Here is a 23483-nt window from a genome sequence, read left to right on the forward strand (position 1 = left end):
GAGGCGTCCAAAACAAAAAACCCGCGCCGGGCGCCGGGGCACTTTCACGAGACGGCGCCGCCGATGTCGAGCACCGGGCCGCCGGCAATGAGTCCGCCGCGGCGCACCGGTTCGAGCTTGGGCTTGCGCGCCTTGCCCGCGCGCGAAGGCGGGCGGCACAGCACGCACACATAGCCGTGCTTGTGGTCGTGGGCATGCGCCACGAAGTGGCCGCCGCAGCGGCTGCACGGGCTCAGCTGCAGCATGTCGCTGTCGAAGAAACGCACCATGGTCTCGGCGCGCGTGAAGTCGAGCACGACCTCGCTGCCCTGCGACTCGACCTGCTCGGTGTACAGGCGGTAGGCCTTGATGAGCGCGGGCAGCTCGCCCTCGCCGGCCTCGTCGCGCATGAAGCGGTAGATGTTGTAGAACATCGACGAGTGGATGTTGGCCAGCCAGGTCATGTACCAGTCGGTGGAGAACGGCAGCAGGCCCTTGGGCGGCGAGACGCCCTTGAGTTCCTTGTACAGGCGGATCAACCGCTCGCGGCTGAGCGCGACCACGGCCTCCAGGAACTGCAGGCGCGCACCCAGGCCGATGAGCTCGACCGCGAGCTGCACCTGCCGCACCTCGCCCAGGATGCTCTTGGCAGTCATGCGCTGGCCGAACCTGCTTTGCGCATCTGCGGCTGGGCTTGGGCCTGTGCCTGGCGCGCGCTCATCAGGATCGACATGTGGGCCTGCTGCAGCGCAGGCTCCTTGCCCTCGCCGACCACCGCGAACATGGGCCGGTCGTCCAGGCGGAAGCTGCACAGCAGGAAGTTGGACGCGGCCAGCTTCACGATCTGGCTGAGCGACATGTTCATGAGCAGATCGGCCAGTTCGCGCCCCACGCCGAGACGGAACATGGCTTCCGCCCGGTCCCGCTTCACGAGCTTCTGCGCGAGCAGCATGTAGGCCAGATTGATCTCGCCGATTTCCTTCGAAATCACGCCGCCTGCGTTGACATTGCAATTTTCCACGTCTACTTCCATTTCCGATTCCATGTCGACTCCGCACGTCCATCCAACATGTATACATTATATACACACTTATTTACACTTCGAAGACAAAGTAGACCAAAAAGTAAAAGGGTTTTGACGCGGTTTCCGACGGAAGGCTTCAGGACTCCCTCTGGGGAAGCGGTTTCAGTCCTGGCACCGGCGCGCGGTCACGGAGCGCAAGCAATTGTTACGATCGTGCGTATTCCGGCAATTGGCAATCCCCTCGCCAATTGAATTTATAAAGACTATCGAACACCGACGAGCGTTAATCGACGGCTTTATTCAGGGTCTTTCAATAGGTCAATGACTTTCCATAGAACAACCGCCGATCAAGGCGCCGCCGCCTCGGCGCCGCCTTCCAGCCGGTGAATCCAGGCCATCACTTCCGCGACCGCCTGGTACAGCTGCGGCGGGATCTGGCGGTCGAGGTCGATCTGCATCAGCAGCTTCACGAGGTCGGCCGACGCATGCACATACAGCCCGTGCGCGCGCGCCTCGCGCAGGATCGATTCGGCGACCACGCCATAGCCCTTGGCGACGACGACGGGGGCCTTGCGCGTGTCCGCATGCGAGAGCACGACGGCGCTGTGGCGGTTGCGAAGGTCATCGCTCATGCCGGCGCCTTCTCCGTGACCTGCAGCTGCTGCAGTTGAAGACCGACAGCCTCGAAGCGTTGCGCGAGCCGGCCGGCGTCGCCGCGCAGGCGGGCCACGGTGGCGTGCTCGCGCGCCTGCAGCTGCGCCTGCACGGTCGGACCGCTGAGGCTCAGGCGCAGGTCGACTTCGCCCAGGCGCGGCAGCACGAGCGACACGGTGGTCGACCAGCGGCGCGCGGCTTCTTCCTCGGCGGGTTCGCCTTCGCGTGCGTTGGAGCTGGCGGGTTCTTCCTCGATGGTCCACGCCATCGGCACCTCGGGCCAGGCGTGGCCGCTCCAGCGGAAGGCGGCGCTGGCCAGCAGGTCGAGCTGCTGGTGCACGACGGTGACGGCTTGCGGATGGATCACTTCGGCGCTGCGCGGGGGCGGCGTGCTGGTGACGTCGGCCGCAGCGCGCGCGTGTTCTGCGATGCGGGGCGCGGGCATTTCCGGCGCGGGATCGGAGAGGCCGTAGGCCGCCTGCACGCGCGCCGCATCCGGTGCGGGCGCGGCGGCGGTCTCGCTGCGCGCAGCGCCACGCGCTGCTTGTGCGATGTCGGCTTCCGGCGCGTCGACCTGCGGGGCCTGCGCCTGCGCATTCGGCGCGGGCGGCGTTGCAACATCGACCGCAGCCAGCGCCGTCGCCGCAGCCACCACGCCCTGCCCTGGTGTGCTTGTCGTCGTCGCCACCATCACCGGACTCGCCCAGCGCGCCTGCGGCTCCCGCGCCATCTGCGCGAGCGTGCGCGTGCCGGCCGCGAATTCGGCGAGGTGCGATTCGTAGAAGAGCCCACTGTCCGCCACCGTCTGCGCCAGCGTGCCCGCGAGTGCCGCGGTGTTCGTGCCCTGGCGCGCGACGGGCTGCAGCAACGGCGCCTCGCCCCGCACCGGCCCCGGCGCGGCCTGCAGGTCGGCCAGCACCGCGCCGATCACGCGCGCGGCCAGCGACAGGCGGGTGTCGATCGAAGGCGGTGCACCGCCGGCGGGCGGCGCAGCCACCTCGCCACCGGACGCGCCCGACGGCACCAACCGGTCCAGCGCCGCGCGCGACGGCAGGCGCACGTCGTTCGCCGTCTTCGGCACGGCCACCGCCGCACCGGGCGCGCCCACCGTGGTCTCCGGCCGCAGGCCGAGCAGGTCGAGCGGCGGCGTCAGGCGCGCGGCCCTCAGTGCATCGATCAGTCCGGTGAGTCCCAGCATGGCCACGGTGGTGTCGTCCTGTCGGTTCGCGTCAGTGCGCGAGGCCGTAGGCCTTGCCCAGGTTCTTCTGGTGGTTGAGCGAATCCATGCGGCGGATCAGGTCGTCGAGTTGCGGCTTGATGAGCCCCGACAGTTCGGCCTGCTCGGTGCAGATGCGCTCGAGCAGGCGCAGCACCAGGTCGCGCTGCGCGGGCTCCAGCGACGCCAGTGGCTGGATCGCCTTCAGGCGCTCGACCGACGCCGAGCACCGGGCCTCCAGCTCGGGCAGCTGCCCCCATTCCTTGGCACGGGCCAGCGCCAGCATCGTCGAGATGCACGCAGCCAGCTGCTCGTAGCAATGAACGATCTCGCTGCGCACGGCCATCTGTTCCTGCCCCCAGGTCACGCTCTGCATCATCAGTTGGAAGGCCTGTCGTCGATCTCGCGCCAGGCGGAAGCCAGGTGATCGAGCAGGCGGTCGGCCTCGTCCAGCGCCTGCACGTCGTTGCGCAGGTTGGCCAGCAGCAGGCGCTGCACCACGTAGTCGTACAGCGACGACAGGTTGCCGACGATGTCGCCGCCGGCCTCGCCGGCCGCCTCGGCGTCGAGGCTGGCCTTCAGGCCGTTGTCGACGATGTTGATGGCTTTCGAAATGGCCTGCCCCTTGGCGCCGATGTCGCCGGCCGTCATGTGCAGGCGTGCCGCGCCGATGGCGGTCTTCGCGCCGTCGAACAGCATGTGGATCAGTTGCAGCGGCGACGCGCTCATGGCGCGCGTCTCCACGCCGACGCGCGCGTAGACGCCGGCACCGGTGCGGGAGTGGTGAGAGCTGTACATGTCGCGTCCTGTCCTCAGCCCTTGCTGGCGTTCATCGCGTCGAACTGCTGCGCGAGGTATTTCAGCGTGCCGTTCATCTTGTTCATCGCCACGTCCAGCTGCACGAACTGCTTGCGATAGCGCTCCACCGTCGCGTCCGCGCGCTCCTTCATCGCGGTGTACTGGGTGTCGAGCTGCTTGAGCGAGCTCGTCACGCCGTCGGTGGCGACCTTGAGCGCGCCCTTGGTGCCGGTGAGGTCCTCGACCAGCGCCGTCAGCTGCTTGCCGTAGCCGGCGGTGCTGCCGGTGCCGCTGGAGAACAGCTTCGCCACGCCCTCCAGGTTGGTGTCGATGGCCTTGTCGAGCTTGTCGTTGTCGATCGCCAGCGTGCCGTCCTTCTGGAACGAGATCCCGATGGACGTGAGCACCTTCAGGTCGTTCGGGCCGCCCACCTGCGGGGCGACCAGCGCCTGGCGGATGCGCGTCTGCAGGTTGCGCAAGGTCGAGTCGCCCACCAGCGGCGCGGCGGCCTTGGCGTCGGTGTCGAAGGCCGTGAGCGACTTCGCGGTGCTCTGCAGCGCGTTGTAGGCCTTCACGAAATCGGTGATGGCCGTCTTCACCGACGTCGTGTTGGCCTTCATCACCAGGCTGAGCTTGCCGGTCTGCACCAGCGTGAGCGTGGTGCCCTGGATGGCGTCGGTCACCGAGTTGCTCGTGCTGGTGACGGCGATGTTGTTGACGGTGAGCTTGGCGTTCTGCGCCGCGGCCGTCTGCTTCAGGTTCTGCGTGCCGGCGGGGTCGTTGCCCAGCAGGTTCTGCAGCGCGGCGTCGCCGTCCACCGAGATGCGCATGGCCGAGGCCTCGCCGGTCTGCGTGGAAGTGAGCACCAGCCGGTTGGGCGTGCCGCTGCCGTCGTTCACGATGGTGGCCGACACGCCCGCGTTGGCCGCGTTGATCGCATCGCGGATGCCGCCCAGCGTGTTGTTGGTCGCATCGATGGTGATCGGCTTGGCCGTGCGCGTCGCGTCCTTGTCGAAGGTGGCGCCGGTGTACTGGCCGGTCGCCAGGTCCAGCGTGCCGCCGGAGACCTTGCCGAAGTCGATGGTGATCTTGCCGCTGCCGATCGCGGCGGTGGTGCTGGCCTGGCCCTTCGCGATGACCGACTGCGCCTGCGCGAGCTGCGAGATGTCGATGGCATAGGTACCGACCGACCTCGGGTCGGTGCCGCTCGCGGCCAGGATGCCGCTCACGCTGGGCGTGCCGGTGATGGCCTGGAACAGCGCCGGGTCGCCCAGCTTCTTGGCAGCCGCCTGGATGCCGGTGAGCGCGCTTTGCAGCGTGCCGTAGGCCGAGAGCTTGCTGTTGTAGCTGGTCTGCTTGGCCTTCAGGGCCACCAGCGGCTGGTTCTCCGCGGCCTGCAGCTGGGTGAGCAATGCGCCCAGGTCAAGGTTGGCGCCAACGCCGATGCTGCTGATCGATGCCATGTCGGGGGTGTCCTGAAATGCGAATGAAATGAAGAGGTCCGGAGCGGGTCGTGATCAGGCTTGCTGGCTCACCAGAAGCCCGGCCTGCCGGTCCATGACCTTGGCGATGCGAACGACCTCTTCGGTCGGAATCTGGCGAATGACTTCGCCGTTGCTGCGGTCGACCACCTTGACGATGAGCTTGTCGGTGTCGCGGTCGACCTCGAACTGCAGGCTGATCGAGCGGCTTTCCAGCGAGGCGTTGACGGACTTCACCGCCATCTCGATCTGCACCGGCGTCGCCTCCTCGACTTCGGCCTCGGCCTTGCGCAGTGCGGCGGCCTCGGCGGCGGCCGCAGCGGCGCCGCCGGTGCGGCCGGCGAGCAGTTGCTGCAGCCAGGGGCTTTCCACGGCGGAGGCGGCGGGTACGGGCTGGGACATGGTCTGCGTTCTTCTTCTGGAGTTCGTTGTCCTGTGCGGCCTCGCCATGAACGTGGCCGCACAGGACAACGCAGGCGGCTTCGGGTCGCCCCGAAGGCCTGCGAGCAAAAAACCAAGGCACCGGGCGCCGCCCTCGTGAGGGGCGCCCGGCGGTCTTAGCGAATCAACGCAGCAGCGACAGCACGCCTTGCGTGGTCTGGTTCGCCTGTGCCAGCACCGAGGTACCGGCTTGCTGCAGGATCTGCGCGCGCGTCATGTTCGACACTTCCACGGCGTAGTCCGAGTCTTCGATGCGCGAACGCGACGACGACAGGTTGGTGATGGTGGTGCCGAGGTTGGCGATCACCGAGTCGAAACGGTTCTGCACCGCACCCAGCGAGGAGCGCAGCTTGTCGACCTTCGACAGGGCGGCGTCCAGGGCCTTGAGCGGGTCGACCGTCGAGGTCTTGCCGCTGCGGGCGTTCAGCGTGAAGGCGCCAGCCTTGGCCGAATCGGCGTAGACCGCATTGCCAGCGCCGTCGGTCACTGCGCCGTTGCTGTGCACGCTGTAGGTCGACACGGTGGTGAGCGAGTTGCCGAGCGAGCCGTCGGCGCCCACGTAGGCACCGGTCACCGTGCCGTTGGCAGCGATCGTGACACCTGCCACGCCGCCGAGGGTCGCCGCCGTCACGGCGATGCCAGCACCTGCGGCCAGCTTGTCGTTCAGCGCGGAGGCCGAGATTTCGTCGCCGGTCACGTCGAAGTTGGCTGCAGCGGCAGTGGCCGTGTAGGTCGTGCCGCCCACCTTGATGGTGCCGCCCGTGCCGGTGCCCGACGCCATGCTGGTCGTCAGGCTGGTCAGCGTGGCTGCCGTGCCCGTACCGCCCGCATTGTTCTGCGTCAGGTTGCCGGCCGTGTCCACCCACAGCGCGGAGCCGTCGGTTGCCGTGATGGTGCCTGCGCTGTCGATCTTGACGTCCAGCGAGTTGCCGCCGATGGTGACCGTGGCGGTCTTGCTCGCGCCCGCTGCGGGCTGGAGCGAAGCGATCGTGGCGGCGTTCGTGCGGCCCGTTTCACCGAAGGTGAACTTCGACTTGGCGGCGTCGTAGGTGTAGGTGGAACCTGCGGTGACGACCGAGTCGCCCGCCTTGGCGCCCGCCAGCAGCTGGCTGCGCGTGGCCAGCGTGTTGGTGGCCGTGACGTCGTACTTCTGCGTGCCGTTGACCGGTGCGCCGTTGGCGACAGCGCCAGCCAGCGTCAGGTCGTCCTTGGTGGCGGCCTTGTTCAGCGTGCCCGTGCCGTTCACGTTGAAGCTTTCCAGACCCAGGGTCTTGGCGCTGATTTCCTGCAGGTCGATGTCGATGGTTTCGCCATCGTTCGCGCCCACTTGCACCGTCAGCTTGCCGGCGTTGGCCGACAGGACCTTCACGCCGTTGAACTGGGTCTGCTCCGACACGCGGTTGATTTCGTCCAGGCGCTGGCCGATTTCCGACTGGATCGAGTCCAGGTCGGTGGCCGAGTTGGTGCCGGTGGCGGCCTGCACCGACAGGTCGCGGATGCGCTGCAGGTTGTTGTTGACTTCGGTCAGCGCGCCTTCGGTGGTCTGCGCGATCGAGATGCCGTCGTTGGCGTTGCGCGCGGCTTGCGTCAGGCCCTTGATGTTGGCGGTGAAGCGGTTGGCGATGGCCTGGCCGGCGGCGTCGTCCTTGGCGCTGTTGATGCGCATGCCGGAAGACAGGCGCTCGATGGCCGTGTTCAGGGCCGATTGCGACTTGTTGAGGTTGTTCTGCGTGAGAAGAGAAAGGCTGTTCGTATTGATGACTTGCGCCATGTTCGACTCCTGATTGACAAAAGGTTGTGGACTCCGGCCATCGGCCGTAACGCTGGACCCGCTTCCACGGTGAGACTCAAGCCATCGTTGAAGGGGATATCGGCGGGTGTCCGCAAACCTTTAGGGCCGCAACGAAAAAAGTTCTACGTTGCCGCCCTCTGCCTCGTCATGCCTGCATGCTCATGATTTCCTGGTAGGCCGTCACCAGCCGGTTGCGCACCTGCAGCCCGGTCTGGAACGCCACGTTGGCCTTCTGCAGGTCGACCATCACGTCGTTGAGCGCCACGCCGGGCTTGCCCAGCTCGAACGACTCGGCCTGCGCATAGGCCTGCTGCTGCGCGCCGCTGATGTTGGCGAGCGAGCGCTGCAGCTCGGCCGCGAAGCCGCCCGCGCCGGCCGGTGCAGAGGTCGCGGGCCCCATGCCGCTGGCCAGCGCGGTGGCGCGCATCTGCTGCAGGACGGATTCGATGGCATTGATGGACATGGGGAAAAGTTCACTTCCAGCTGACTTGACACGGAGCGCGCGAGCGCTCCAACCGGCAGGCAGCGTATCAAGGGAAGACCCCCATTCAAACGCGCAACTGAGGGCAAAACCCCCGGCTGTTCGACCGATCGAATTCCACATCGCCTGCTGACAATCGTTCGCGAAACCACAGGCCGCGCACGACGTCGCCGGCCACCGGCATGACATCCCAACACCGAATTCCCTCTCTCACACCGGCGCCGGCCCTGCGCGGCGCAACGGCCCCGGCGAAGGCGCGCCGATGAGCACGGCCGCGCCCACGGGCGGCCTGGCGGCGGGCGCCAACGGCCTGCCCCCGATGCTGGAGCGCATGCGCGCGCAGCCCCGGCTGCCGCTGATCCTCGGCGCCGCGGCGCTGGCGACGGTGGCGGCCGCTTTCTTCCTGTGGAGCCGCGGCCCCGACTACAAGGTGCTCTACACCAACGTGTCGGACCGCGACGGCGGCGCGATCATCGCGTCGCTGCAGCAGATGAACGTGCCCTACAAGTTCGCCGAGGGCGGCGGTGCGATCCTGATCGCGGGCGACAAGGTGGCCGAGACGCGGCTGAAGCTCGCGGCGCAAGGCCTGCCCAAGGCCGGCGGCGTGGGCTTCGAACTGATGGACAACCAGAAGTTCGGCACCAGCCAATTCGCCGAGCAGGTCAACTACCAGCGCGGGCTCGAAGGCGAGCTGGCGCGCTCCATCGAATCGATCGGCAGCATCGAGGCCGCGCGCGTGCACCTGGCGCTGCCCAAGCCGTCGCTCTTCGTGCGCGACCAGAAGAAGCCTTCGGCCTCGGTGGTGCTCACGCTGATGCGCGGGCGCAGCATCGACGAAGGCCAGGTGAGCGCCATCGTGCACATGGTGTCCAGCAGCGTGCCCGACCTGGACGCCAAGAACGTCACGGTGGTCGACCAGCGCGGCAACCTGCTGTCGTCGGCGCGCGGCACCAGCCAGGGGCTGGACGTGAGCCAGCTCAAGTACGCGCAGGAGATCGAGCAGGGCTACGTGCGCCGCATCGAAGCCATTCTTCAGCCGCTGGTGGGCGCGAGCAACGTGCGCGCGCAGGTCGCGGCCGAGATCGACTTCTCGGTGGTGGAACACACCGACGAGAAGTACAGGCCCAACCAGGACCCGGCGCAGGCCGCGATCCGCAGCCAGCAGTCCAGCGAATCGGCGCAGCACAACGGCGCGCCGCCGGGCGGCGTGCCGGGGGCGCTGTCGAACCAGCCGCCGGTGAACCCGACGGCGCCGATCACGGCGCCCAAGCCACCGAACGCGCCGGGCGCACCGAACACGCCGAACGCGTCACCCGCCGCTGCACCCGCCGGTCCGAGCAACACGCGCAAGGACGTCACGACCAACTACGAGCTCGACCGCACCATCCGCCACGTGCAGCAGGCCGCCGGCGGCGTGAAGCGCCTGTCGGTCGCCGTGGTGGTGAACCACCGCGACACGGTCGATGCCGCCGGAAAGGCCAGCGCCCGCGCGCTCGCGCCCGCCGAGCTGGAGCAGATCCGCAACCTCGCCAAGGAAGCGATGGGCTTCAGCCAGGAACGCGGCGACTCGCTCAACGTGGTCAACAGCGCCTTCGCCCGCGACGGCGACAGCGAGGCCGGCCCCGCGCCCGAGCTGCCGTTCTGGCGCGACCGCGACACCCTCGCGCTCGGCAAGACGCTGGTCCCCTACCTGCTCATCGGCCTGCTCGCGCTGTTCGCCTGGTTCGCCGTGGGGCGCCCGCTGATGCGCCGGCACCTGGCTGCGCTGCCGCCCGCACCACCTGCGACGCCCGTGGCCGCTGACACCGTCGCGCCTTCCGCCGAACCCGAAGAAACCCTGCAGCAGCGCGAGTCCGCACGCCAGAAGGCCGACATGGACTACGCCCAGCAGACCGCCGACAAGGACCCCAAGCTCGTGGCCGCCCTGATCCAGCACTGGATGCACTCCGATGACTAGCAGCGAAGCAGGCACCCGCAAGAGCGCCATCCTGCTCATGGCGCTGGGCGAAGACCGCGCCGCCGCCGCGCTGCACCTGCTGCCCACCTCCGAGGTGCAGGCGCTGGGCCTGGCCATGTCCAAGCTGAGTGCGGTGTCGCGCGACGAGCTGGCCTCGGTGCTGGCCGAGTTCCGCCAGGAGACCGAGCAATTGTCGGCGCTGCACCTGGGCTCGACCAGCTACATCCGCGCCGTGCTCAAGAAGGCGCTGGGCGACGACCGCGCGAGCAACCTGCTCGAGGACATCCTGCAGCCCGACGAGCCGCACGGCGGCATCGAGCGCCTGAACGAACTCGAGGCCGGCGAGGTGGCCGAGCTCATCCGCGACGAACACCCGCAGATCCTCGCGACGCTGCTGGTGCACCTGGACCGCATGAAGGCCTCGGAGGTGCTCGAGAAGCTGCCCGCGCGCCTGCGCCACGACGTGATCATGCGCGTGGCCACCTTCGGCGGCGTGCAGCCTTCGGCGCTGAACGAGCTGACCGAGGTGCTGACCGAGATGCTCGCGGGCCAGGGCCTGCGCCGCAGCCGCCTGGGCGGCGTGCGCACCGCGGCCGAGATCGTCAACCTGATGAGCACCACGGTAGAAGAAGAAGCCATCGCCCATGTGCGCGAGCAGGACGAGGCGCTGGCCCAGCGCATCGTCGACGAGATGTTCGTGTTCGAGAACCTGCTGGGCCTGGAAGACCGCAGCATCCAGCGCCTGCTCAAGGACATCGAGAGCGACTCGCTCATCATCGCGCTCAAGGGCGCGCCGCTGGAACTGCGAGACAAGTTCCTCAGCAACATGTCGCAGCGCGCGGCCGAGACGCTGCGCGAGGACATGGAGCTGCGCGGTCCCGTGCGCGTGTCGCAGGTCGAGACCGAACAGAAGGCCATCCTGCAGGTCGCCCGCCGCCTGGCGGACGCCGGCGAGATCGTGATCGCGGCGCCTGGCACCGATGACTTCGTCTGACCCCGGCGCCTTCGGAGGATCGCGCGAGCGCCTCGCCGCCATCCACGCGGCCGCGCGCCAGGCCGGCGCCGGCACGCCCGCGCTGTCGGCCTGGGAACGGTGGGAGATGGGCACGCTCGATGGCAAGGCGCCGTCGGGCACGGCCCTCTCGCGTCAAACCGTGCAGCGCCCTTCCCCGCCTGCTGCACCTCCCGCCCCCAAGGTCGACCTCGCCGAACTGGCCCGCATCCGCAAGGAAGCGCGCGCCGCGGGTGAGGCCGAGGGCCGCGCCGCCGGGCTGGCCGAAGGCCGCCAGGTCGGCCACACCGAAGGCCTGGCCACCGGCCTCGCCGCCGCCAGCGTGCACGCCGAACGCCTGCGTGCGCTGGCCCGCTCGCTGCCCGAAGCGCTGCGCGGCGCCGAGGCCGAACTGGCCGAGACCGTGCTCGCGCTCGCGCTCGACGTGGCGCGCCAGGTGGTGCACCGCACCTACCAGTCCGAGCCCGAGTGGGTGCTGCCGCTGGTGCGCGACCTGCTGCATGCCGAACCCGCGCTGCGCGGCGAACCGCGCCTGCTGCTGCACCCCGACGACCTGGCACTGGTGAAGAACAGCCTGGGCAACGAGATCGAGGTGGCCGGCTGGCAGCTGCGCGCCGACGACAGCCTGGCGCGCGGCGGCTGCCGCGTGCAGTCGGCCACGGGCGAGCTGGACGCCAGCCTGGCCACGCGCTGGGAGCGTGTGGGTGCGGCGCTGCGTGGCGACGCTTCCTGAACCGATGCAGACGACGGCTACCAACCCTCATCTGACCAGCGTGCGCGCCGTGCTGGAACAGGCGCGCGCCGACGTCGCCCGCAGCACGACCACCACCGCCTCGGGCCGCCTCACGCGCGCCGTCGGCCTCGTGCTCGAGGCCGTGGGCCTGCAGCTGCCCGTGGGCAGCGACTGCCTCATCGAACTGCCGCCCGGCCATCCGCAGCGCCATGCCGAGGCCGAAGTGGTGGGCTTCGCGGGCGACCGCCTCTTCCTCATGTCGCAGACCGAGGTGGCGGGCCTGCTGCCCGGCGCGCGCGTGTTCGCGCGGCCCGGCCTGCGCGAACCCGGTGCGACCGGCGACGCCCACACCAAGCGCCTGCCCGTGGGCGAAGGCATGCTGGGGCGCGTGGTCGATGCGGCCGGCCGGCCGCTCGACGGCCTGGGCCCACTCGACGTGGCGCGCCAGGTGCCGCTGGCGGCGCCGCCGATCAACCCGCTGTCGCGCGCGGCCATCGACTCGGTGCTCGACGTGGGCGTGCGCGCCATCAACGCGATGCTCACCGTCGGCCGCGGCCAGCGCATGGGCCTGTTTGCCGGCTCGGGCGTGGGCAAGAGCGTGCTGCTGGGCATGATGGCGCGCTACACCAGCGCCGAGGTGATCGTGGTCGGTCTCATCGGCGAACGCGGTCGCGAGGTGAAGGACTTCATCGAGAACACGCTGGGCGAGGAAGGCCTGGCCCGCGCCGTGGTGGTGGCCGCGCCGGCCGACAACTCGCCGCTGCTGCGCCTGCAGGGCGCGGCCTACGCCACCTGCCTGGCCGAGTACTTTCGCGACCAGGGCAAGGACGTGCTGCTCATCATGGATTCGCTCACGCGCTATGCGATGGCGCAGCGCGAGATCGCGCTGGCCGTGGGCGAGCCGCCCGCCACCAAGGGCTACCCGCCCTCGGTGTTCGCGCGGCTGCCTGCGCTGGTCGAACGTGCCGGCAACGGCGCGCGCGACGCGCAGGGGCGCGGCGGCTCGATCACCGCCTTCTACACCGTGCTCTCTGAAGGCGACGACCAGCAGGACCCGATCGCCGATTCGGCGCGCGCGATCCTGGACGGCCACGTCGTGCTCTCGCGCACGCTGGCCGAAGCGGGGCACTACCCGGCCATCGACATCGAGGCTTCGATCAGCCGCGCAATGACGTCGCTGATCGCGCCCGCGCAGTTCGACACCGTGCGCCGCTTCAAGCAGATGCTGTCGCGCTACCAGCGCAACCGCGACCTGATCAGCGTCGGCGCCTACGCGCCGGGGCACGACCTGCAGCTGGACCAGGCGATCGCGATGTACCCGCGCATCGAGGCCTTCCTGCAGCAGTCGATGCACGAACGCACCGGCTACGAGGAGGCCATCGCCCACATGGACAGCCTGTTCACGAACATACCTTCCCCAGGACGCCCATGAGCAGCAGCAAGCTCCCCCTCGGCATGCTCATCGACCTGGCGCAGAGCCAGACCGACGACGCCGCGCGCCGCCTGGGCGCCTTGCAGAGCGCGCACCTGAGCGCGCAGCAGAAGCTCGAACTGCTGCTGCAGTACCGTCAGGACTACCACGCGCAGCTCGACACGCTGATGCGCGGCGGCCTGCCGTCGTCTCAGTGGCGCAACTACCGCAACTTCCTCGGCACGCTCGACCACGCGATCGCGCAGCAGCGCGCCATCGCCGAGCGGGCCGGGCACCAGCTCGACCGGGGCCGCACCGACTGGCAGCGCGAGAAGCGCCGCCTCAGCTCCTTCGACACGCTGGCCGATCGCGTGCGCGCGCAGGAGCTGATGGCACAGGCCAAGCGCGAACAGCGCGACAGCGACGAACGCGCCGCCCGCCAGTTCTTCGACCGCGCCTCGCACCCCACCCACTGAATCTCCTCCAGGAACCGACATGCCTCCCATGATCCCGCCGTCCGTCACGCCTGCCGCCACTTCGCCGGTGGCGCAGGGCGGCGCACGTGGCCGCAGTGCCGACGAAGCGCAGGGCCGTGCGTTCGGTGCCGCGCTCGAACGTTCGCGTGCGAGCCAGGCCGAGAAGGCGTCGGATGCCGACACCGTGGTGGCGGAGGCCAAGCCGCCGCGCAAGGCGGATCTTGCGGAAGAGGTGCGGGATGCACAGCCTGCAGAGCCGGATTTCGCTTTTCTTGCAGCAGCCGTCACGCCGCAACAGGCATTGGTGCTTGCTGGAGGTGCGGCCACGCAGGGCAGCGGTGCGCCAGAAACTTCACTGGCGCCGGTCACGCCCGACGCGCAAGCCGGTCTCCCTACAGGCACGGTCCGAGTGAGCAGCGATGTCGCCGCCACGCCCGCGCCTGCCATCGCCACCGAAGACGCTTCCGCCCCCACCGCCACTGCCGCCACACAAAGCGCAGCACCTGAAGCCGACAACGCAGCACCGCCCTCGCTGTACGAGATCGTGCGCGCCGCCGTGGCCGCGCAGCCGGTGGCTGTCGATGGCAAGAAGCCGGCGGCCGCACCTGCGGGCCCGCCCGTCGGCACCGCCGCACCGGGTCGCGCGGGCGCACCGCGCACCGTGAGCGCCACCACCACCGAACAGCTGGCAGCCGCCGCGCAAGCCCAGCCCGCTGGCGATGCGAAGCCCGTGACGGCAGAAGCCGCACCTGTCACCGCAGTGCCCGCCACCGTTTCAAGCGACGACGCGGCAACCCCAGCAGCTTCCTTTGCACTTCAACAACCCGCCGCCGCTTCCACCGACCGCACGACCGAAAGCCCCGTCGCACGCCCCGCCGTGCACACGCTCGCCCCCGAAGTCGGCAGCGAGAAATGGGCGCCCGCACTCGGCCAGCAGCTCGCGCGCATGAGCCTCGGCGGCACGCACACGGCCGAGCTGAACCTCAACCCCGCCGGCCTCGGCCCGCTGAAGGTCACGCTGTCGGTCGGCGAGCACCAGGCGCAGGCCGCGTTCGTGTCGGCGCACGAGAGCGTGCGCAAGGCCGTCGAGGCCGCGCTGCCGCAGCTGCGCACCAGCCTGTCGGAGCAGGGCATCACGCTGGGCCAGACCTCGGTGGGCGCGGACACGCGCGCGCCCTTCGGGCAGGACGCGGCGTTTGCGCAGCAGCAACAGCAGCAACACCAACGACAGGGCGCGTGGCGACCGCAGGGCACTTCCGCTGCCACCGACATCGCCCGCACGGCCACGGCAGCACCCCGCCCCGTTGCCACCCCACGCACGGGCCCGGGCGTCGACACCTTCGCCTGAAACCGCCCCTCGCCTCCTGCAATGAACGGATGTGAAGCGCCTTTGTGCGCTTGTTCGGCCGTTCGCAGGCGGGCGACTTCGCAAAGAATAGATCGGACCCGTCCACCGTTTCACCATGGCTACCTCTTCTCCCGCCGCCACCGCGGCTGCGTCGGTCGCGACCGACCCGCCGGCCTCGCGCCGCACCTCGAAACTGCTGATCGGGCTCGTGGCCGTCCTCGGCCTGGCCGCGGCCGGCGCGGCCGCGTACGTCTTCGTGCTGCCCCGCTTCACCGAGCACGCCGCCGCCGAGACGGTCAAGGCGCCGGTGCCCGAGAAACCCATCTTCCTGCTGCTGGAGCCGCTGACCGTCAACCTGCAGTCCGAAGGCCGCTCGCGCTTCCTGCAGATCGGCATGGCGCTGAAGGTGCGCGACGAGCAGGCCAAGGCGCAGATCGTGGAGTTCATGCCCGAGTTGCGCAGCCGCCTGCTGGTGCTGCTGTCGAACCGCCCGCCCGAATCGCTGGTCACGTCGGAAGACAAGGCCCGGCTGGCCACGGAAATCCACAGCGCGCTGAACGCACCGCTGGCCGAGGGCCTGCCCGAGCTGGGCATCGCGAGCGTGTCCTTCAACTCCTTCGTCGTGCAGTGACGACGATGCCCGTTTGCGGACCCGCGATCCATGGCGTATGAACAGGTGCTCTCCCAGGACGAGGTCGATGCGCTGCTGCAGGGCGTCACCGGCGGCGACCTCGACCAGGCCGCCGCGCCCGCGCCGCCGCCCGACGGCCTGCCGGCCTACGACCTCGGTGCGCCCGACCGCGTGGTGCGCAACCGCATGCACACGCTGGAGGTCATCAACGACCGCTTTGCGCGCGGCCTGCGCAGCGCGCTGCTGAACTTCATGCGCCGCAGCCCCGACATCTCGGTCGGGCCGGTGCAGATCCAGCAGTTCGGCGAGTTCGTGCGGCACCTGCCGGTGCCCGCGAACATCAACATGGTCCACATGAAGCCGCTGCGCGGCACCGCCCTCTTCGTGTTCGACCCGAAGCTGGTGTTCCTCGTGGTGGACAACCTGTTCGGCAGCGACGGGCGCTACCACGTGCGCGTGGAAGGGCGCGACTTCACGCGCACCGAGCAGCGCATCATCAAGCGCCTGCTCGACCTGTCGCTGCAGTGCTACGGCGACGCGTGGCAGCCGGTGTTCCCGCTGGCCTTCGACTACGTGCGCGCCGAGATGCACGGCAAGCTCGCCAACATCGTGGCGCCCAACGAGGTGGTGATCAACACCACGCTGCAGATCGAGTTCGGCCCCATCGGCGGCTTTCTGCACGTGTGTCTGCCCTACTCGATGATCGAGCCGATCCGCGACTTGCTGTCCAACCCGATCCAGGACGAGGTCGAGGTCGACAAGCGCTGGGTCACGCAGATGTCGCGCCAGATGCAGGCCGCCGACGTCGAGCTCACCGCCGACTTCGTGACCATGCCCTCGACGCTGGGCGAGGTGATGAAGCTGCGCGTGGGCGACGTGATTCCCATCGAGCTGCCGGCGACGGTGGTCGCCAAGGTCGGCGGCGTGCCCGTGATGGCCTGCGGCTATGGCACCTCCAACGAGCGCTACGCCCTGCGCGTGCAACACATGATCTCCCACCAAGACAGCGATTCGAAGAACGACCATGACTGACAACACCTCTGCCGCCAGCGACGCGGACGACTGGGCCAGCGCACTGGCCGAGCAGACTGCGGCCAGCGCGCCCGCGCCCGACCCGGCCGTGGCTCCCGCAACGGCGCAGGTCTTCCAGCAGATCCAGGATGCACCGGCTGCATCGTCCGCCACGCCCGTGGACATCGCACGCGTGCTCGACGTGCCGGTGCAGCTCACCGCCGAGATCGGCCGCACACGCATCACCATCAAGAACCTGCTGCAGCTGTCGCAGGGCTCGGTGGTCGAGCTCGACGGCCTGGCCGGCCAGCCGCTGGACGTGCTGATCAACGGCTACCTCATTGCGCAGGGCGAGGTCGTGGTGGTGAACGAGAAGTACGGCATCCGCCTGACCGACATCGTCACGCCCTCCGAGCGCATGCAGAAGCTCGCGCGCGCATGAACCTGGCGCGGGTGTCTTCGCTGCTTGCGCGGAGCGCCGCGCTGCTCGCACTGGGCTTTCATGCGGCGCATGCGGCCTTGCCCACCGTGCCCACGCCGGTGCGCGAAGCCGCGCCTCCCGCTGCGGTCGGTGGCGCGGGCCTGCTGCAGGCGGGCTTCGGCATGGCGGCGGTCGTCGGCCTGATCTTCCTGTGCGCGTGGCTGGCGCGGCGCTTCGGCCTGCAGCGGCTGGGCGGCGGCCAGGTGGTGAAGGTGGTGTCCACCGCCATGGTCGGCCCGCGCGAGCGCGTGGTCGTGGTGGACGTGGCCGGCCAGTGGCTGGTGCTGGGCGTCACCAGCAGCCAGGTCCGCACGCTGCACACGCTGCCGGCCCAGGCAACGCCTGCGGCAGTCACACCCATGTCGCCACAGAACCCGGTGGGCCTGTTCGCCCAGAAGCTGCGCGATTCGCTCGCGGGCAAGGCACGCACCGTTCCATGACGCGCCCTGCCCTGCACCGCGGCCTGCGCACCGCCCTGCTGCTGCTCGCTGCCACGCTGCCCGCCGTCGCATGGACCCAAGGCCTGCCCGGCCTCACGAGCACGCCGGGCCCCGGCGGCAGCCAGACCTGGTCGCTGAGCGTGCAGACGCTGGTGCTGCTGACCTCGCTCACCTTCCTGCCCGCGCTGCTGCTGTCGATGACCAGCTTCACGCGCATCCTCATCGTGCTGGGCCTGCTGCGCACCGCCATCGGCACGCAGACCTCGCCGCCCAACCAGATCCTGGTGGGGCTGTCGCTGTTCCTCACCTTCTTCGTGATGTCGCCGGTGTTCGACAAGGCCTACACCGAGGCCTACGTGCCCTTCTCGGAAAGCAAGCTCAGCGCCGAGAAGGCGCTGGAGCGCGGCATCGCGCCCTTCAAGACCTTCATGCTCAAGCAGACGCGCGAGACCGACCTGGCGCTGTTCGCGCGGCTCGCCAAGGCGCCCGAGATGCAGGGGCCCGAAGACGTGCCGCTGCGCATCCTGCTGCCGGCCTTCGTCATCAGCGAGCTGAAGACGGCGTTCCAGATCGGCTTCACCATCTTCATTCCCTTTCTCATCATCGACCTCGTGGTGGCGAGCGTGCTGATGTCGATGGGCATGATGATGGTGCCGCCTGCGTCCATCGCGCTGCCCTTCAAGCTCATGCTGTTCGTGCTGGCCGACGGCTGGCAGCTGCTGATCGGCGCGCTCTCGCAGAGCTTCTACTTATGACGCCCGAATCCGTCATGACCATGGGCCACCGGGCCATGGAAATCTCGCTCCTGCTGGGTGCGCCGCTGCTGCTGGTGGCGCTGGTGATCGGCCTGGTGGTCAGCATCTTCCAGGCGGCCACGCAGATCAACGAGGCCACGCTGTCCTTCATTCCCAAGCTGCTCGCGGTGTTCGCGACGCTGGTCATCGCCGGGCCGTGGATGCTCGACCGCATGCTCGACTACATGCGCGCCCTGTTCGCCAGCATCCCGCAGATGCTGGCGTGACGCCCTCGGTTTTCTCCGTCACCTCGGGCCAGCTCGAGGCCTGGCTGGTGGCCTTCCTCTGGCCCTTCGTTCGCATGCTGGCCATGGTCTCCACCGCGCCGGTGTTCGGCGAGCCCTGGGCGACGCGGCAGGTGAAGGTGGGCATCGCCGCCGTGCTGACGCTGGTGATCTCTCCCACGATCGGGCCGCTGCCGGCGGTGCCCGTGGTGTCGGCGGGCGGCCTCTGGATCATCGTGCAGCAGGTGCTGATCGGCGCCGCCATGGGCTTCTCGATGCGACTCGTGTTCACCGCAGTGCTGGCCGCGGGCGAGTACATCGGCCTGCAGATGGGCCTGTCGTTCGCGTCCTTCTTCGACCCCATGAGCCACGGCAGCACGATGGTGGTGTCGCGGTTGCTGAACATGCTGGCGATGCTGATCTTCATGGCGCTGGACGGCCACCTGCTCATGCTGGAGGCACTGGCCGCGAGCTTTCACACGCTGCCCATCGCCGACGCACCGCTGGCGGCCGGCGGCTGGATGTTCCTGGTGCTCGCGGGCGGCGACATCTTCGCAAGCGGCCTGCTGCTGGCGCTGCCGCTGATCACCGCACTGCTCACGCTCAACCTCGCCATGGGCATCCTGAACCGCGCCTCGCCGCAGTTCAGCATCTTCGCGGTGGGTTTTCCGCTCACGCTGCTGGCGGGGCTGGTGATGCTGCAGCTGCTGATGCCGCACCTGGCGGCGTTTCTGGAGCCGCGGTTTGCGGAGTCGCTCTCGAACATGCTGCGGTTCACGCAGGGGTTGCGGCGCTGAGGGGTGAAGGGCTGCTTGCGGCCAGTCCGCTGGTTTGAAGGACAGCAGGGTCACGGGATGACGCGCCACTCCTACTAAGATGATTCCGGCCGCAACACGGAAGGTCGCGCATGTCACACCCCATTTATCTGTCCAGCTCCTCCCTGCCCCGGATGCCGGAAGGCAGCCGCAACGAATGGCGCAGCTTCTTCGGCCATGGCGCGGAGCTGGAGGCCAACGCGTTCTTCCCGCTGTTCTGGCGGGCACTCTTCAGCACCAGCGACATCCGGCATGCGCGCTTCATCGACGAATACGACATCGACGACGAAGCCTCGGCCGTCGACCGCGAGGAATGCATCGAGGATTTCGGCGCCGACGCGACCTACCCCTACCTCGTCATTGACAAGGCCGCAGCGGTTGCGCGGTTGACGACACGGCGTGAAGCGATCCTCGGCGCTGTCGGAGAACGCTACCGCCCGATCTACGCGTCCTTTGAAGCACTGATCGCGCAGCACTTCGGGGACTACCTCCTGCTGCGCACCTCTGGCTTGCCGGATGCGGCCGACGCCGAGCCATGGCTGCGCGCCGATCTTGAGGACATCGACGGTCTCCACAACGGCAAGGCGCTCGAAAGCCTGATGTCGGATCTTGCGAGGCACGATGTGGACCCGGTCTGGACATTGAGCGGCCTCGCGTCATCCAGCGATGGCGCCTGGCCCACGCCGGCGTTGCGAGAACACTTCCCCGACCCGCGACAACGGAAGGCCCGCAGACCGCCGACAACAACACAGCAGATCGACGAACACGATCGCGCGTTCGCGGAACCCAAGGCGCACGCTGCGAAGAGCTGGCTCGACCCCGCCCTGGAATGGCTGGGCGCCTTCGTGGCGGCGGGTGCGGCCTTGGGCGCCTATTACTTCACCCAATCCACCTGGCTGGCCGTGCTGGCATTCTTGTGCGTCGCCGTGGCCTTGGGCTTCGGCATTGCGAGGCTGCGCGCCCCGAGACGATGAGCCCGGCCCTGGCCCCGTCCATCCACGAGCCCGCTGCCGCTACATCGCGCGAAACAGGTGCCCGAACGCACGGCTGACCTTGAGCGATCGCGCCAGACCCCGCACCGACAAGCTGTAGCGCCCGTTCTCGTCGCGGGTGGCGCTCACGATGCTGTGGATGTTGACGAGCACGCCGCGATGCACCTGCGTGAAGTCGGCGGCGTCGATCCGCGACACCAGATCGCGCAGGCTCATGCGCACCAGCGCCTCGCCCTGGGCCGTGACGACATTGACGTACTTCTCGGCGGCTTCCAGGCAGATCACCTCCGAGACCGGAATCATCCGCACGGTGTTGCCGACGCCGGCGCGGATGACTTTGATCTTTTCGGGTGCATCCGCCGGATCGGTGATCGACTGCACGCGCTCCATCAGGGCCGCCATGCCACCGGCCGCCGGTGTCCGGGCGCGTTCGTGCAACCTGTGCTTCAGGCGTTGTACGCAGACCTGCAGGCGTTCGAGCGTCGCCGGCTTGAGCATGTAGTCCATCGCCGCATGCTCGAACGCCGAGATCGCGAAATTGTCGTACGCGGTGATGAACACGAAGAGCGGTTCGGCCTGGTCGTCGGGCCACTCGTCAGCGACGGCCTCGGCGACTTCCAGGCCTGTCTTTCCCGGCATCTTGATGTCCAGGAACATCACATCGGGCGCCAGGGTCTGTGCCAGCTCGATCGCCTTCAGGCCATCGTCGGCAACGCCCACGATCTCCAGCTCGGGCCAGGCTTCGTGCAACAAGCGCTGCAGCGTTCGCGACAGCACCGGTTCATCTTCGGCAATCACGCCGCGCCACGCGCTCACGATGGAATCCTCACGACCGCGCGAACGCCGCACGGCGATCGCGCTTGCAGAGACAGGGACGCACGCAAGCCATAGCGGGTCTGGAGACGGTCACGCACATTTTTCAGTCCGGCCCCGCAGACCTCGTCGCCACCCGAGGCGGGCAGGTGCGGCGACAAGCCCAGACCGGAATCGTCCACAGTGACCTCGATGCCGCCCTCGATCGAACGTGCCAGCACTTCGACGCCCCCTGCGCCCAACTTCGGCTCCAGGCCGTGCCTGATGGCGTTCTCGACCAGCGGCTGCAACAGCATCGGCGGGATGGCGATCCGCTCCAGCTCGGCGGGCAAGTCGAGTCGGTAGGCCAGCCTGGGGCCCATGCGCAAGGACATGATGTCGAGGTACGCCCTCAGCTGGGCGAACTCCGACTGCAGCGTCGTCACCTCGTCGCGTGACGCTGCATGCGTGCTGCGCAGGTAGACGATCAGCTGGTCGATCATGCGCTCGGCCTGTCGCGGGTCCTCGTCGACGAGCGAGCGCAGAGTCGCCAGTGTGTTGAACAGCATGTGGGGTTCGAGTTGCGCGCGCAGCAGCCGCAGCTCCGATTCGGTGGCCAGGCGCTGGGCGTCGGATCGGGCGACCTCCTCCTTGGCAAGCTGGTCACGCGTCGCAGCGACGTAGAGGACGAACATGGCCAGCACCAGGCCGAAGGCGAAGGCCACCATGTAATCGCTGCCATGACCCACGACGCGGCCGACCGGTTCGTCCAGGATCAGGAGCGCGACCAGGTGACCGCCGAAGTACCCCGTCGGGATGGCGATCGCGCCGGTCAGAAGCCAACGGGGCAGCGCCTGCATTCGCCGCAGTCGTCCAAAGCGGCCCAGCACCGCGACGCACGCAACAAACACCATGCCGACACATTCGACGAAGACGAACAGACGCGCCGGCGTTTCGAGTGCAGGAGCGGCCCAGAAGAGCAGCCCGGCCGCGATCGCGCACAGCAGGAACGCGCCGGCCGTCAGCCGCGCTGCGCCCAGCCATCGGGCGGGAATCGGTGAATCAACGCGGATCACGGGCGGCAGTCGACAGCATCGCGCCACTGTAGAGGTTGGCACGCCATGCCGCTACCGATCGAGGGCCCGTGGGGGCGAGTTTGTCCTCGAGCCGTCGTTTGAGGGGACCGAACGGCGACCGCTCGATGCCGCCTCACGACCGTTGATGCCCTCCACCGGGCGTTTGGGCGCCAAACCGGATGCGCGCCTGGCTGCGGCCGCCGACAGTGCGGGCCTCACCACCCGGGAGTCCCCATGCAACGATCTTCTTTTTCTCTTTCGAACACGCTGCTTTGCGCCACGGCCGCCATCTGCGCGGCCATCGTCACCACGAACGCACAGGCCTTCGACGGCATCGTGGAAAAGCAGGTGTTCAACCTGCCCACCTACACGACCGTGAACGGCCAGGTCATCAAGGGCGTGCGCATCGGCTATGAAACCTATGGCCGCCTGAATGCGGCGCGAGACAACGTGATCCTCATCAATCACTTCATCACCGGCACCTCGCACGCCGCCGGCCGTTATGCGGCGAGCGACGCCGCGCCGGGTTATTGGGACACGATCATCGGCGCCGGCCTGCCGATCGACACCGATCGGTTCTTCGTCATCGCGACCGACGCGTTGTCCAACCCCAATCGCGCATCGGCCACCGTCGTCAGCACCGGCCCGGCCAGCATCGACGCCGCCACCGGCAAGCCGTATGGCTCGCGCTTCCCGGTCTTGGCTGCGCGGGACACGGTGGAGGTACAGAAGGCCCTGCTCGATGCGTTGGGCATTCGAACCCTCTACGCCGTGGCCGGCGCGTCGGCCGGCGCCTGGATGTCGGTGGAATGGGCCTCGGCCTACCCGGAGCGCGTGCAACGCCTGGTGTCCATCGTGGGTCCTGGCGTCGACAGCCCGGCCTACGCCATCGCCAAGATGAGCTCGTGGGGCGCGGCCGTGCGGCTGGACCCGAACTGGGCCCACGGCGACTACCACGGCAAGGCCGAGCCGCTGGCAGGCATGACGCAGGCCATGCGGCTGGTCACGCTCGACGCGCTCAGCTTCGCCTGGGCCGACAAGGCCTTCGGTCAGAAGTGGGCCGACCCGGGCAAGAACCCCGGCGAAGCGGCTGCGAACCAGTTTGCGGTCGATGCCACCCTCGAGAAGATCGGCGAAGCGCGTGCCAAGGGCATGGACGCCAACAGCTGGCTGTACACGCTGAAGGCCTTGCAGTTGCCCAGCGCCAAGCCAGAACGCATCAAGGCCAGGTCGCTGTTCGTGGGCATCAGCTCGGACCAGATCTTTCCGCCGCTCCTGTCCAAACGCGCCGTGGAGATCCTCAAGGCGCAAGGCACGCCGGCAGAGTATGTCGAGATGAACAGTCCCAATGGCCATGCCGATGCACTGGGTGCCACCATCGGCCTGGCCGGGCCGGCGATTGCGTCGCTCCTGGCGAAGTAGGC

Annotated in this window: 27 protein-coding genes; 15 read left to right on the top strand and 12 right to left on the bottom strand. The window is 68.6% G+C overall.

What is annotated here, in order from left to right; translation table 11 throughout:
- Window positions 1-44 precede the first annotated feature (44 nt).
- From flhC to fliE, 10 genes are all read right to left on the bottom strand, one after another.
- Complete coding sequence (gene flhC, locus VHAB30_RS18460) at window positions 45-635, bottom strand: flagellar transcriptional regulator FlhC (RefSeq protein ID WP_062469371.1); 591 nt, start codon at window positions 633-635, stop codon at window positions 45-47.
- Window positions 632-1000: a flagellar transcriptional regulator FlhD gene (gene flhD, locus VHAB30_RS18465; RefSeq protein ID WP_370680118.1), complete on the bottom strand. Its 369-nt coding sequence runs from the start codon at window positions 998-1000 to the stop codon at window positions 632-634. The genes flhC and flhD overlap by 4 nt, the downstream gene beginning before the upstream one ends.
- 350 nt (window positions 1001-1350) lie before the next feature.
- The gene (locus VHAB30_RS18470; RefSeq protein ID WP_159278072.1) at window positions 1351-1635 is read right to left on the bottom strand and encodes an EscU/YscU/HrcU family type III secretion system export apparatus switch protein; all 285 of its coding nucleotides are present in this window, start codon (window positions 1633-1635) and stop codon (window positions 1351-1353) included.
- A complete protein-coding gene (gene fliK / locus VHAB30_RS18475; RefSeq protein WP_235926862.1) occupies window positions 1632-2855 on the bottom strand; it encodes a flagellar hook-length control protein FliK in 1224 nt (407 codons plus the stop codon). The genes VHAB30_RS18470 and fliK overlap by 4 nt, the downstream gene beginning before the upstream one ends.
- 31 nt (window positions 2856-2886) lie before the next feature.
- A complete protein-coding gene (locus VHAB30_RS18480; RefSeq protein ID WP_223301366.1) occupies window positions 2887-3252 on the bottom strand; it encodes a flagellar protein FliT in 366 nt (121 codons plus the stop codon).
- A complete protein-coding gene (gene fliS / locus VHAB30_RS18485; protein ID WP_070061560.1) occupies window positions 3252-3671 on the bottom strand; it encodes a flagellar export chaperone FliS in 420 nt (139 codons plus the stop codon). Before fliS ends, VHAB30_RS18480 begins: the two co-directional genes overlap by 1 nt.
- 14 nt (window positions 3672-3685) lie before the next feature.
- Window positions 3686-5134: a flagellar filament capping protein FliD gene (fliD, locus tag VHAB30_RS18490; RefSeq protein ID WP_159278074.1), complete on the bottom strand. Its 1449-nt coding sequence runs from the start codon at window positions 5132-5134 to the stop codon at window positions 3686-3688.
- Between the two features lie 54 nt (window positions 5135-5188).
- Complete coding sequence (locus tag VHAB30_RS18495) at window positions 5189-5554, bottom strand: flagellar protein FlaG (protein ID WP_095744080.1); 366 nt, start codon at window positions 5552-5554, stop codon at window positions 5189-5191.
- 163 nt (window positions 5555-5717) lie between these two features.
- Window positions 5718-7364, bottom strand: a complete 1647-nt coding sequence (locus tag VHAB30_RS18500) for a FliC/FljB family flagellin (protein ID WP_062469352.1) — start codon at window positions 7362-7364, stop codon at window positions 5718-5720.
- Between the two features lie 166 nt (window positions 7365-7530).
- Window positions 7531-7848, bottom strand: a complete 318-nt coding sequence (gene fliE / locus VHAB30_RS18505; protein WP_095946630.1) for a flagellar hook-basal body complex protein FliE — start codon at window positions 7846-7848, stop codon at window positions 7531-7533.
- A gap of 280 nt (window positions 7849-8128) precedes the next feature.
- Between fliE and fliF the strand changes: the two genes are divergently transcribed.
- The 14 genes from fliF (at window position 8129) to VHAB30_RS18575 (ending at window position 20173) form a co-directional block, all read left to right on the top strand.
- The gene (gene fliF, locus VHAB30_RS18510) at window positions 8129-9823 is read left to right on the top strand and encodes a flagellar basal-body MS-ring/collar protein FliF (protein ID WP_159278075.1); all 1695 of its coding nucleotides are present in this window, start codon (window positions 8129-8131) and stop codon (window positions 9821-9823) included.
- On the top strand, window positions 9816-10817 hold the full coding sequence (gene fliG / locus VHAB30_RS18515) for a flagellar motor switch protein FliG (protein WP_062469343.1): 1002 nt from the start codon (window positions 9816-9818) through the stop codon (window positions 10815-10817). The genes fliF and fliG overlap by 8 nt, the downstream gene beginning before the upstream one ends.
- Window positions 10804-11568: a flagellar assembly protein FliH gene (gene fliH / locus VHAB30_RS18520; RefSeq protein WP_159278076.1), complete on the top strand. Its 765-nt coding sequence runs from the start codon at window positions 10804-10806 to the stop codon at window positions 11566-11568. Before fliG ends, fliH begins: the two co-directional genes overlap by 14 nt.
- Before the next feature lie 4 nt (window positions 11569-11572).
- The gene (gene fliI / locus VHAB30_RS18525; RefSeq protein WP_159278077.1) at window positions 11573-13000 is read left to right on the top strand and encodes a flagellar protein export ATPase FliI; all 1428 of its coding nucleotides are present in this window, start codon (window positions 11573-11575) and stop codon (window positions 12998-13000) included.
- Window positions 12997-13455 carry a flagellar export protein FliJ gene (gene fliJ / locus VHAB30_RS18530; protein ID WP_062469337.1) on the top strand — a complete coding sequence of 153 codons (459 nt, stop codon included), beginning with the start codon at window positions 12997-12999 and terminating at the stop codon, window positions 13453-13455. Before fliI ends, fliJ begins: the two co-directional genes overlap by 4 nt.
- 19 nt (window positions 13456-13474) lie before the next feature.
- Complete coding sequence (locus VHAB30_RS18535; RefSeq protein WP_159278078.1) at window positions 13475-14803, top strand: flagellar hook-length control protein FliK; 1329 nt, start codon at window positions 13475-13477, stop codon at window positions 14801-14803.
- 115 nt (window positions 14804-14918) lie between these two features.
- Window positions 14919-15434, top strand: a complete 516-nt coding sequence (gene fliL, locus VHAB30_RS18540) for a flagellar basal body-associated protein FliL (protein WP_159278079.1) — start codon at window positions 14919-14921, stop codon at window positions 15432-15434.
- A gap of 30 nt (window positions 15435-15464) precedes the next feature.
- The gene (fliM, locus tag VHAB30_RS18545) at window positions 15465-16466 is read left to right on the top strand and encodes a flagellar motor switch protein FliM (protein WP_062469328.1); all 1002 of its coding nucleotides are present in this window, start codon (window positions 15465-15467) and stop codon (window positions 16464-16466) included.
- Entirely contained in the window at window positions 16459-16887 is a 429-nt protein-coding gene (fliN, locus tag VHAB30_RS18550) for a flagellar motor switch protein FliN (RefSeq protein ID WP_062469325.1), read from the top strand. The genes fliM and fliN overlap by 8 nt, the downstream gene beginning before the upstream one ends.
- The gene (gene fliO / locus VHAB30_RS18555; protein WP_159278080.1) at window positions 16884-17366 is read left to right on the top strand and encodes a flagellar biosynthetic protein FliO; all 483 of its coding nucleotides are present in this window, start codon (window positions 16884-16886) and stop codon (window positions 17364-17366) included. Before fliN ends, fliO begins: the two co-directional genes overlap by 4 nt.
- A gap of 23 nt (window positions 17367-17389) precedes the next feature.
- On the top strand, window positions 17390-18121 hold the full coding sequence (gene fliP / locus VHAB30_RS18560; RefSeq protein ID WP_390904000.1) for a flagellar type III secretion system pore protein FliP: 732 nt from the start codon (window positions 17390-17392) through the stop codon (window positions 18119-18121).
- The gene (gene fliQ / locus VHAB30_RS18565) at window positions 18118-18387 is read left to right on the top strand and encodes a flagellar biosynthesis protein FliQ (RefSeq protein ID WP_062469313.1); all 270 of its coding nucleotides are present in this window, start codon (window positions 18118-18120) and stop codon (window positions 18385-18387) included. The genes fliP and fliQ overlap by 4 nt, the downstream gene beginning before the upstream one ends.
- The gene (gene fliR / locus VHAB30_RS18570) at window positions 18384-19181 is read left to right on the top strand and encodes a flagellar biosynthetic protein FliR (protein WP_159278082.1); all 798 of its coding nucleotides are present in this window, start codon (window positions 18384-18386) and stop codon (window positions 19179-19181) included. Before fliQ ends, fliR begins: the two co-directional genes overlap by 4 nt.
- Window positions 19182-19291: 110 nt before the next feature.
- A complete protein-coding gene (locus VHAB30_RS18575) occupies window positions 19292-20173 on the top strand; it encodes a hypothetical protein (RefSeq protein ID WP_159278083.1) in 882 nt (293 codons plus the stop codon).
- A gap of 39 nt (window positions 20174-20212) precedes the next feature.
- On the opposite strand, the gene VHAB30_RS18580 is transcribed toward VHAB30_RS18575, so the two are convergent.
- Both VHAB30_RS18580 and VHAB30_RS18585 read right to left on the bottom strand, forming a co-directional pair.
- Window positions 20213-21007, bottom strand: a complete 795-nt coding sequence (locus VHAB30_RS18580) for a LytR/AlgR family response regulator transcription factor (RefSeq protein ID WP_159278084.1) — start codon at window positions 21005-21007, stop codon at window positions 20213-20215.
- Window positions 21004-22059, bottom strand: a complete 1056-nt coding sequence (locus VHAB30_RS18585; RefSeq protein ID WP_159278085.1) for a sensor histidine kinase — start codon at window positions 22057-22059, stop codon at window positions 21004-21006. Before VHAB30_RS18585 ends, VHAB30_RS18580 begins: the two co-directional genes overlap by 4 nt.
- A gap of 234 nt (window positions 22060-22293) precedes the next feature.
- On the opposite strand from VHAB30_RS18585, the gene VHAB30_RS18590 reads away from it, so the two are divergent.
- A complete protein-coding gene (locus VHAB30_RS18590) occupies window positions 22294-23481 on the top strand; it encodes an alpha/beta fold hydrolase (protein WP_159278086.1) in 1188 nt (395 codons plus the stop codon).
- Window positions 23482-23483: the final 2 nt, after the last annotated feature.

The organism is Variovorax boronicumulans (assembly GCF_009811375.1).
GTDB classification, from domain to species: domain Bacteria; phylum Pseudomonadota; class Gammaproteobacteria; order Burkholderiales; family Burkholderiaceae_C; genus Variovorax; species Variovorax boronicumulans.

What these genes read in the sequence shown, in the direction of transcription:
- fliN (WP_062469325.1), top strand. Translation starts at nt 16,459, where the DNA reads ATGACTGACAACACCTCTGCCGCCAGCGACGCGGACGACTGGGCCAGC.
- fliJ (WP_062469337.1), top strand. Translation starts at nt 12,997, where the DNA reads ATGAGCAGCAGCAAGCTCCCCCTCGGCATGCTCATCGACCTGGCGCAG.
- VHAB30_RS18470 (WP_159278072.1), bottom strand. Translation starts at nt 1,635, where the DNA reads ATGAGCGATGACCTTCGCAACCGCCACAGCGCCGTCGTGCTCTCGCAT.
- VHAB30_RS18495 (WP_095744080.1), bottom strand. Translation starts at nt 5,554, where the DNA reads ATGTCCCAGCCCGTACCCGCCGCCTCCGCCGTGGAAAGCCCCTGGCTG.
- fliG (WP_062469343.1), top strand. Translation starts at nt 9,816, where the DNA reads ATGACTAGCAGCGAAGCAGGCACCCGCAAGAGCGCCATCCTGCTCATG.
- VHAB30_RS18590 (WP_159278086.1), top strand. Translation starts at nt 22,294, where the DNA reads ATGCAACGATCTTCTTTTTCTCTTTCGAACACGCTGCTTTGCGCCACG.
- VHAB30_RS18500 (WP_062469352.1), bottom strand. Translation starts at nt 7,364, where the DNA reads ATGGCGCAAGTCATCAATACGAACAGCCTTTCTCTTCTCACGCAGAAC.
- fliL (WP_159278079.1), top strand. Translation starts at nt 14,919, where the DNA reads ATGGCTACCTCTTCTCCCGCCGCCACCGCGGCTGCGTCGGTCGCGACC.
- fliE (WP_095946630.1), bottom strand. Translation starts at nt 7,848, where the DNA reads ATGTCCATCAATGCCATCGAATCCGTCCTGCAGCAGATGCGCGCCACC.
- fliQ (WP_062469313.1), top strand. Translation starts at nt 18,118, where the DNA reads ATGACGCCCGAATCCGTCATGACCATGGGCCACCGGGCCATGGAAATC.
- fliS (WP_070061560.1), bottom strand. Translation starts at nt 3,671, where the DNA reads ATGTACAGCTCTCACCACTCCCGCACCGGTGCCGGCGTCTACGCGCGC.
- VHAB30_RS18480 (WP_223301366.1), bottom strand. Translation starts at nt 3,252, where the DNA reads ATGATGCAGAGCGTGACCTGGGGGCAGGAACAGATGGCCGTGCGCAGC.
- VHAB30_RS18535 (WP_159278078.1), top strand. Translation starts at nt 13,475, where the DNA reads ATGCCTCCCATGATCCCGCCGTCCGTCACGCCTGCCGCCACTTCGCCG.
- fliD (WP_159278074.1), bottom strand. Translation starts at nt 5,134, where the DNA reads ATGGCATCGATCAGCAGCATCGGCGTTGGCGCCAACCTTGACCTGGGC.
- fliK (WP_235926862.1), bottom strand. Translation starts at nt 2,855, where the DNA reads ATGCTGGGACTCACCGGACTGATCGATGCACTGAGGGCCGCGCGCCTG.
- fliH (WP_159278076.1), top strand. Translation starts at nt 10,804, where the DNA reads ATGACTTCGTCTGACCCCGGCGCCTTCGGAGGATCGCGCGAGCGCCTC.
- fliI (WP_159278077.1), top strand. Translation starts at nt 11,573, where the DNA reads ATGCAGACGACGGCTACCAACCCTCATCTGACCAGCGTGCGCGCCGTG.
- flhC (WP_062469371.1), bottom strand. Translation starts at nt 635, where the DNA reads ATGACTGCCAAGAGCATCCTGGGCGAGGTGCGGCAGGTGCAGCTCGCG.
- VHAB30_RS18575 (WP_159278083.1), top strand. Translation starts at nt 19,292, where the DNA reads ATGTCACACCCCATTTATCTGTCCAGCTCCTCCCTGCCCCGGATGCCG.
- fliF (WP_159278075.1), top strand. Translation starts at nt 8,129, where the DNA reads ATGAGCACGGCCGCGCCCACGGGCGGCCTGGCGGCGGGCGCCAACGGC.
- fliM (WP_062469328.1), top strand. Translation starts at nt 15,465, where the DNA reads ATGGCGTATGAACAGGTGCTCTCCCAGGACGAGGTCGATGCGCTGCTG.
- fliO (WP_159278080.1), top strand. Translation starts at nt 16,884, where the DNA reads ATGAACCTGGCGCGGGTGTCTTCGCTGCTTGCGCGGAGCGCCGCGCTG.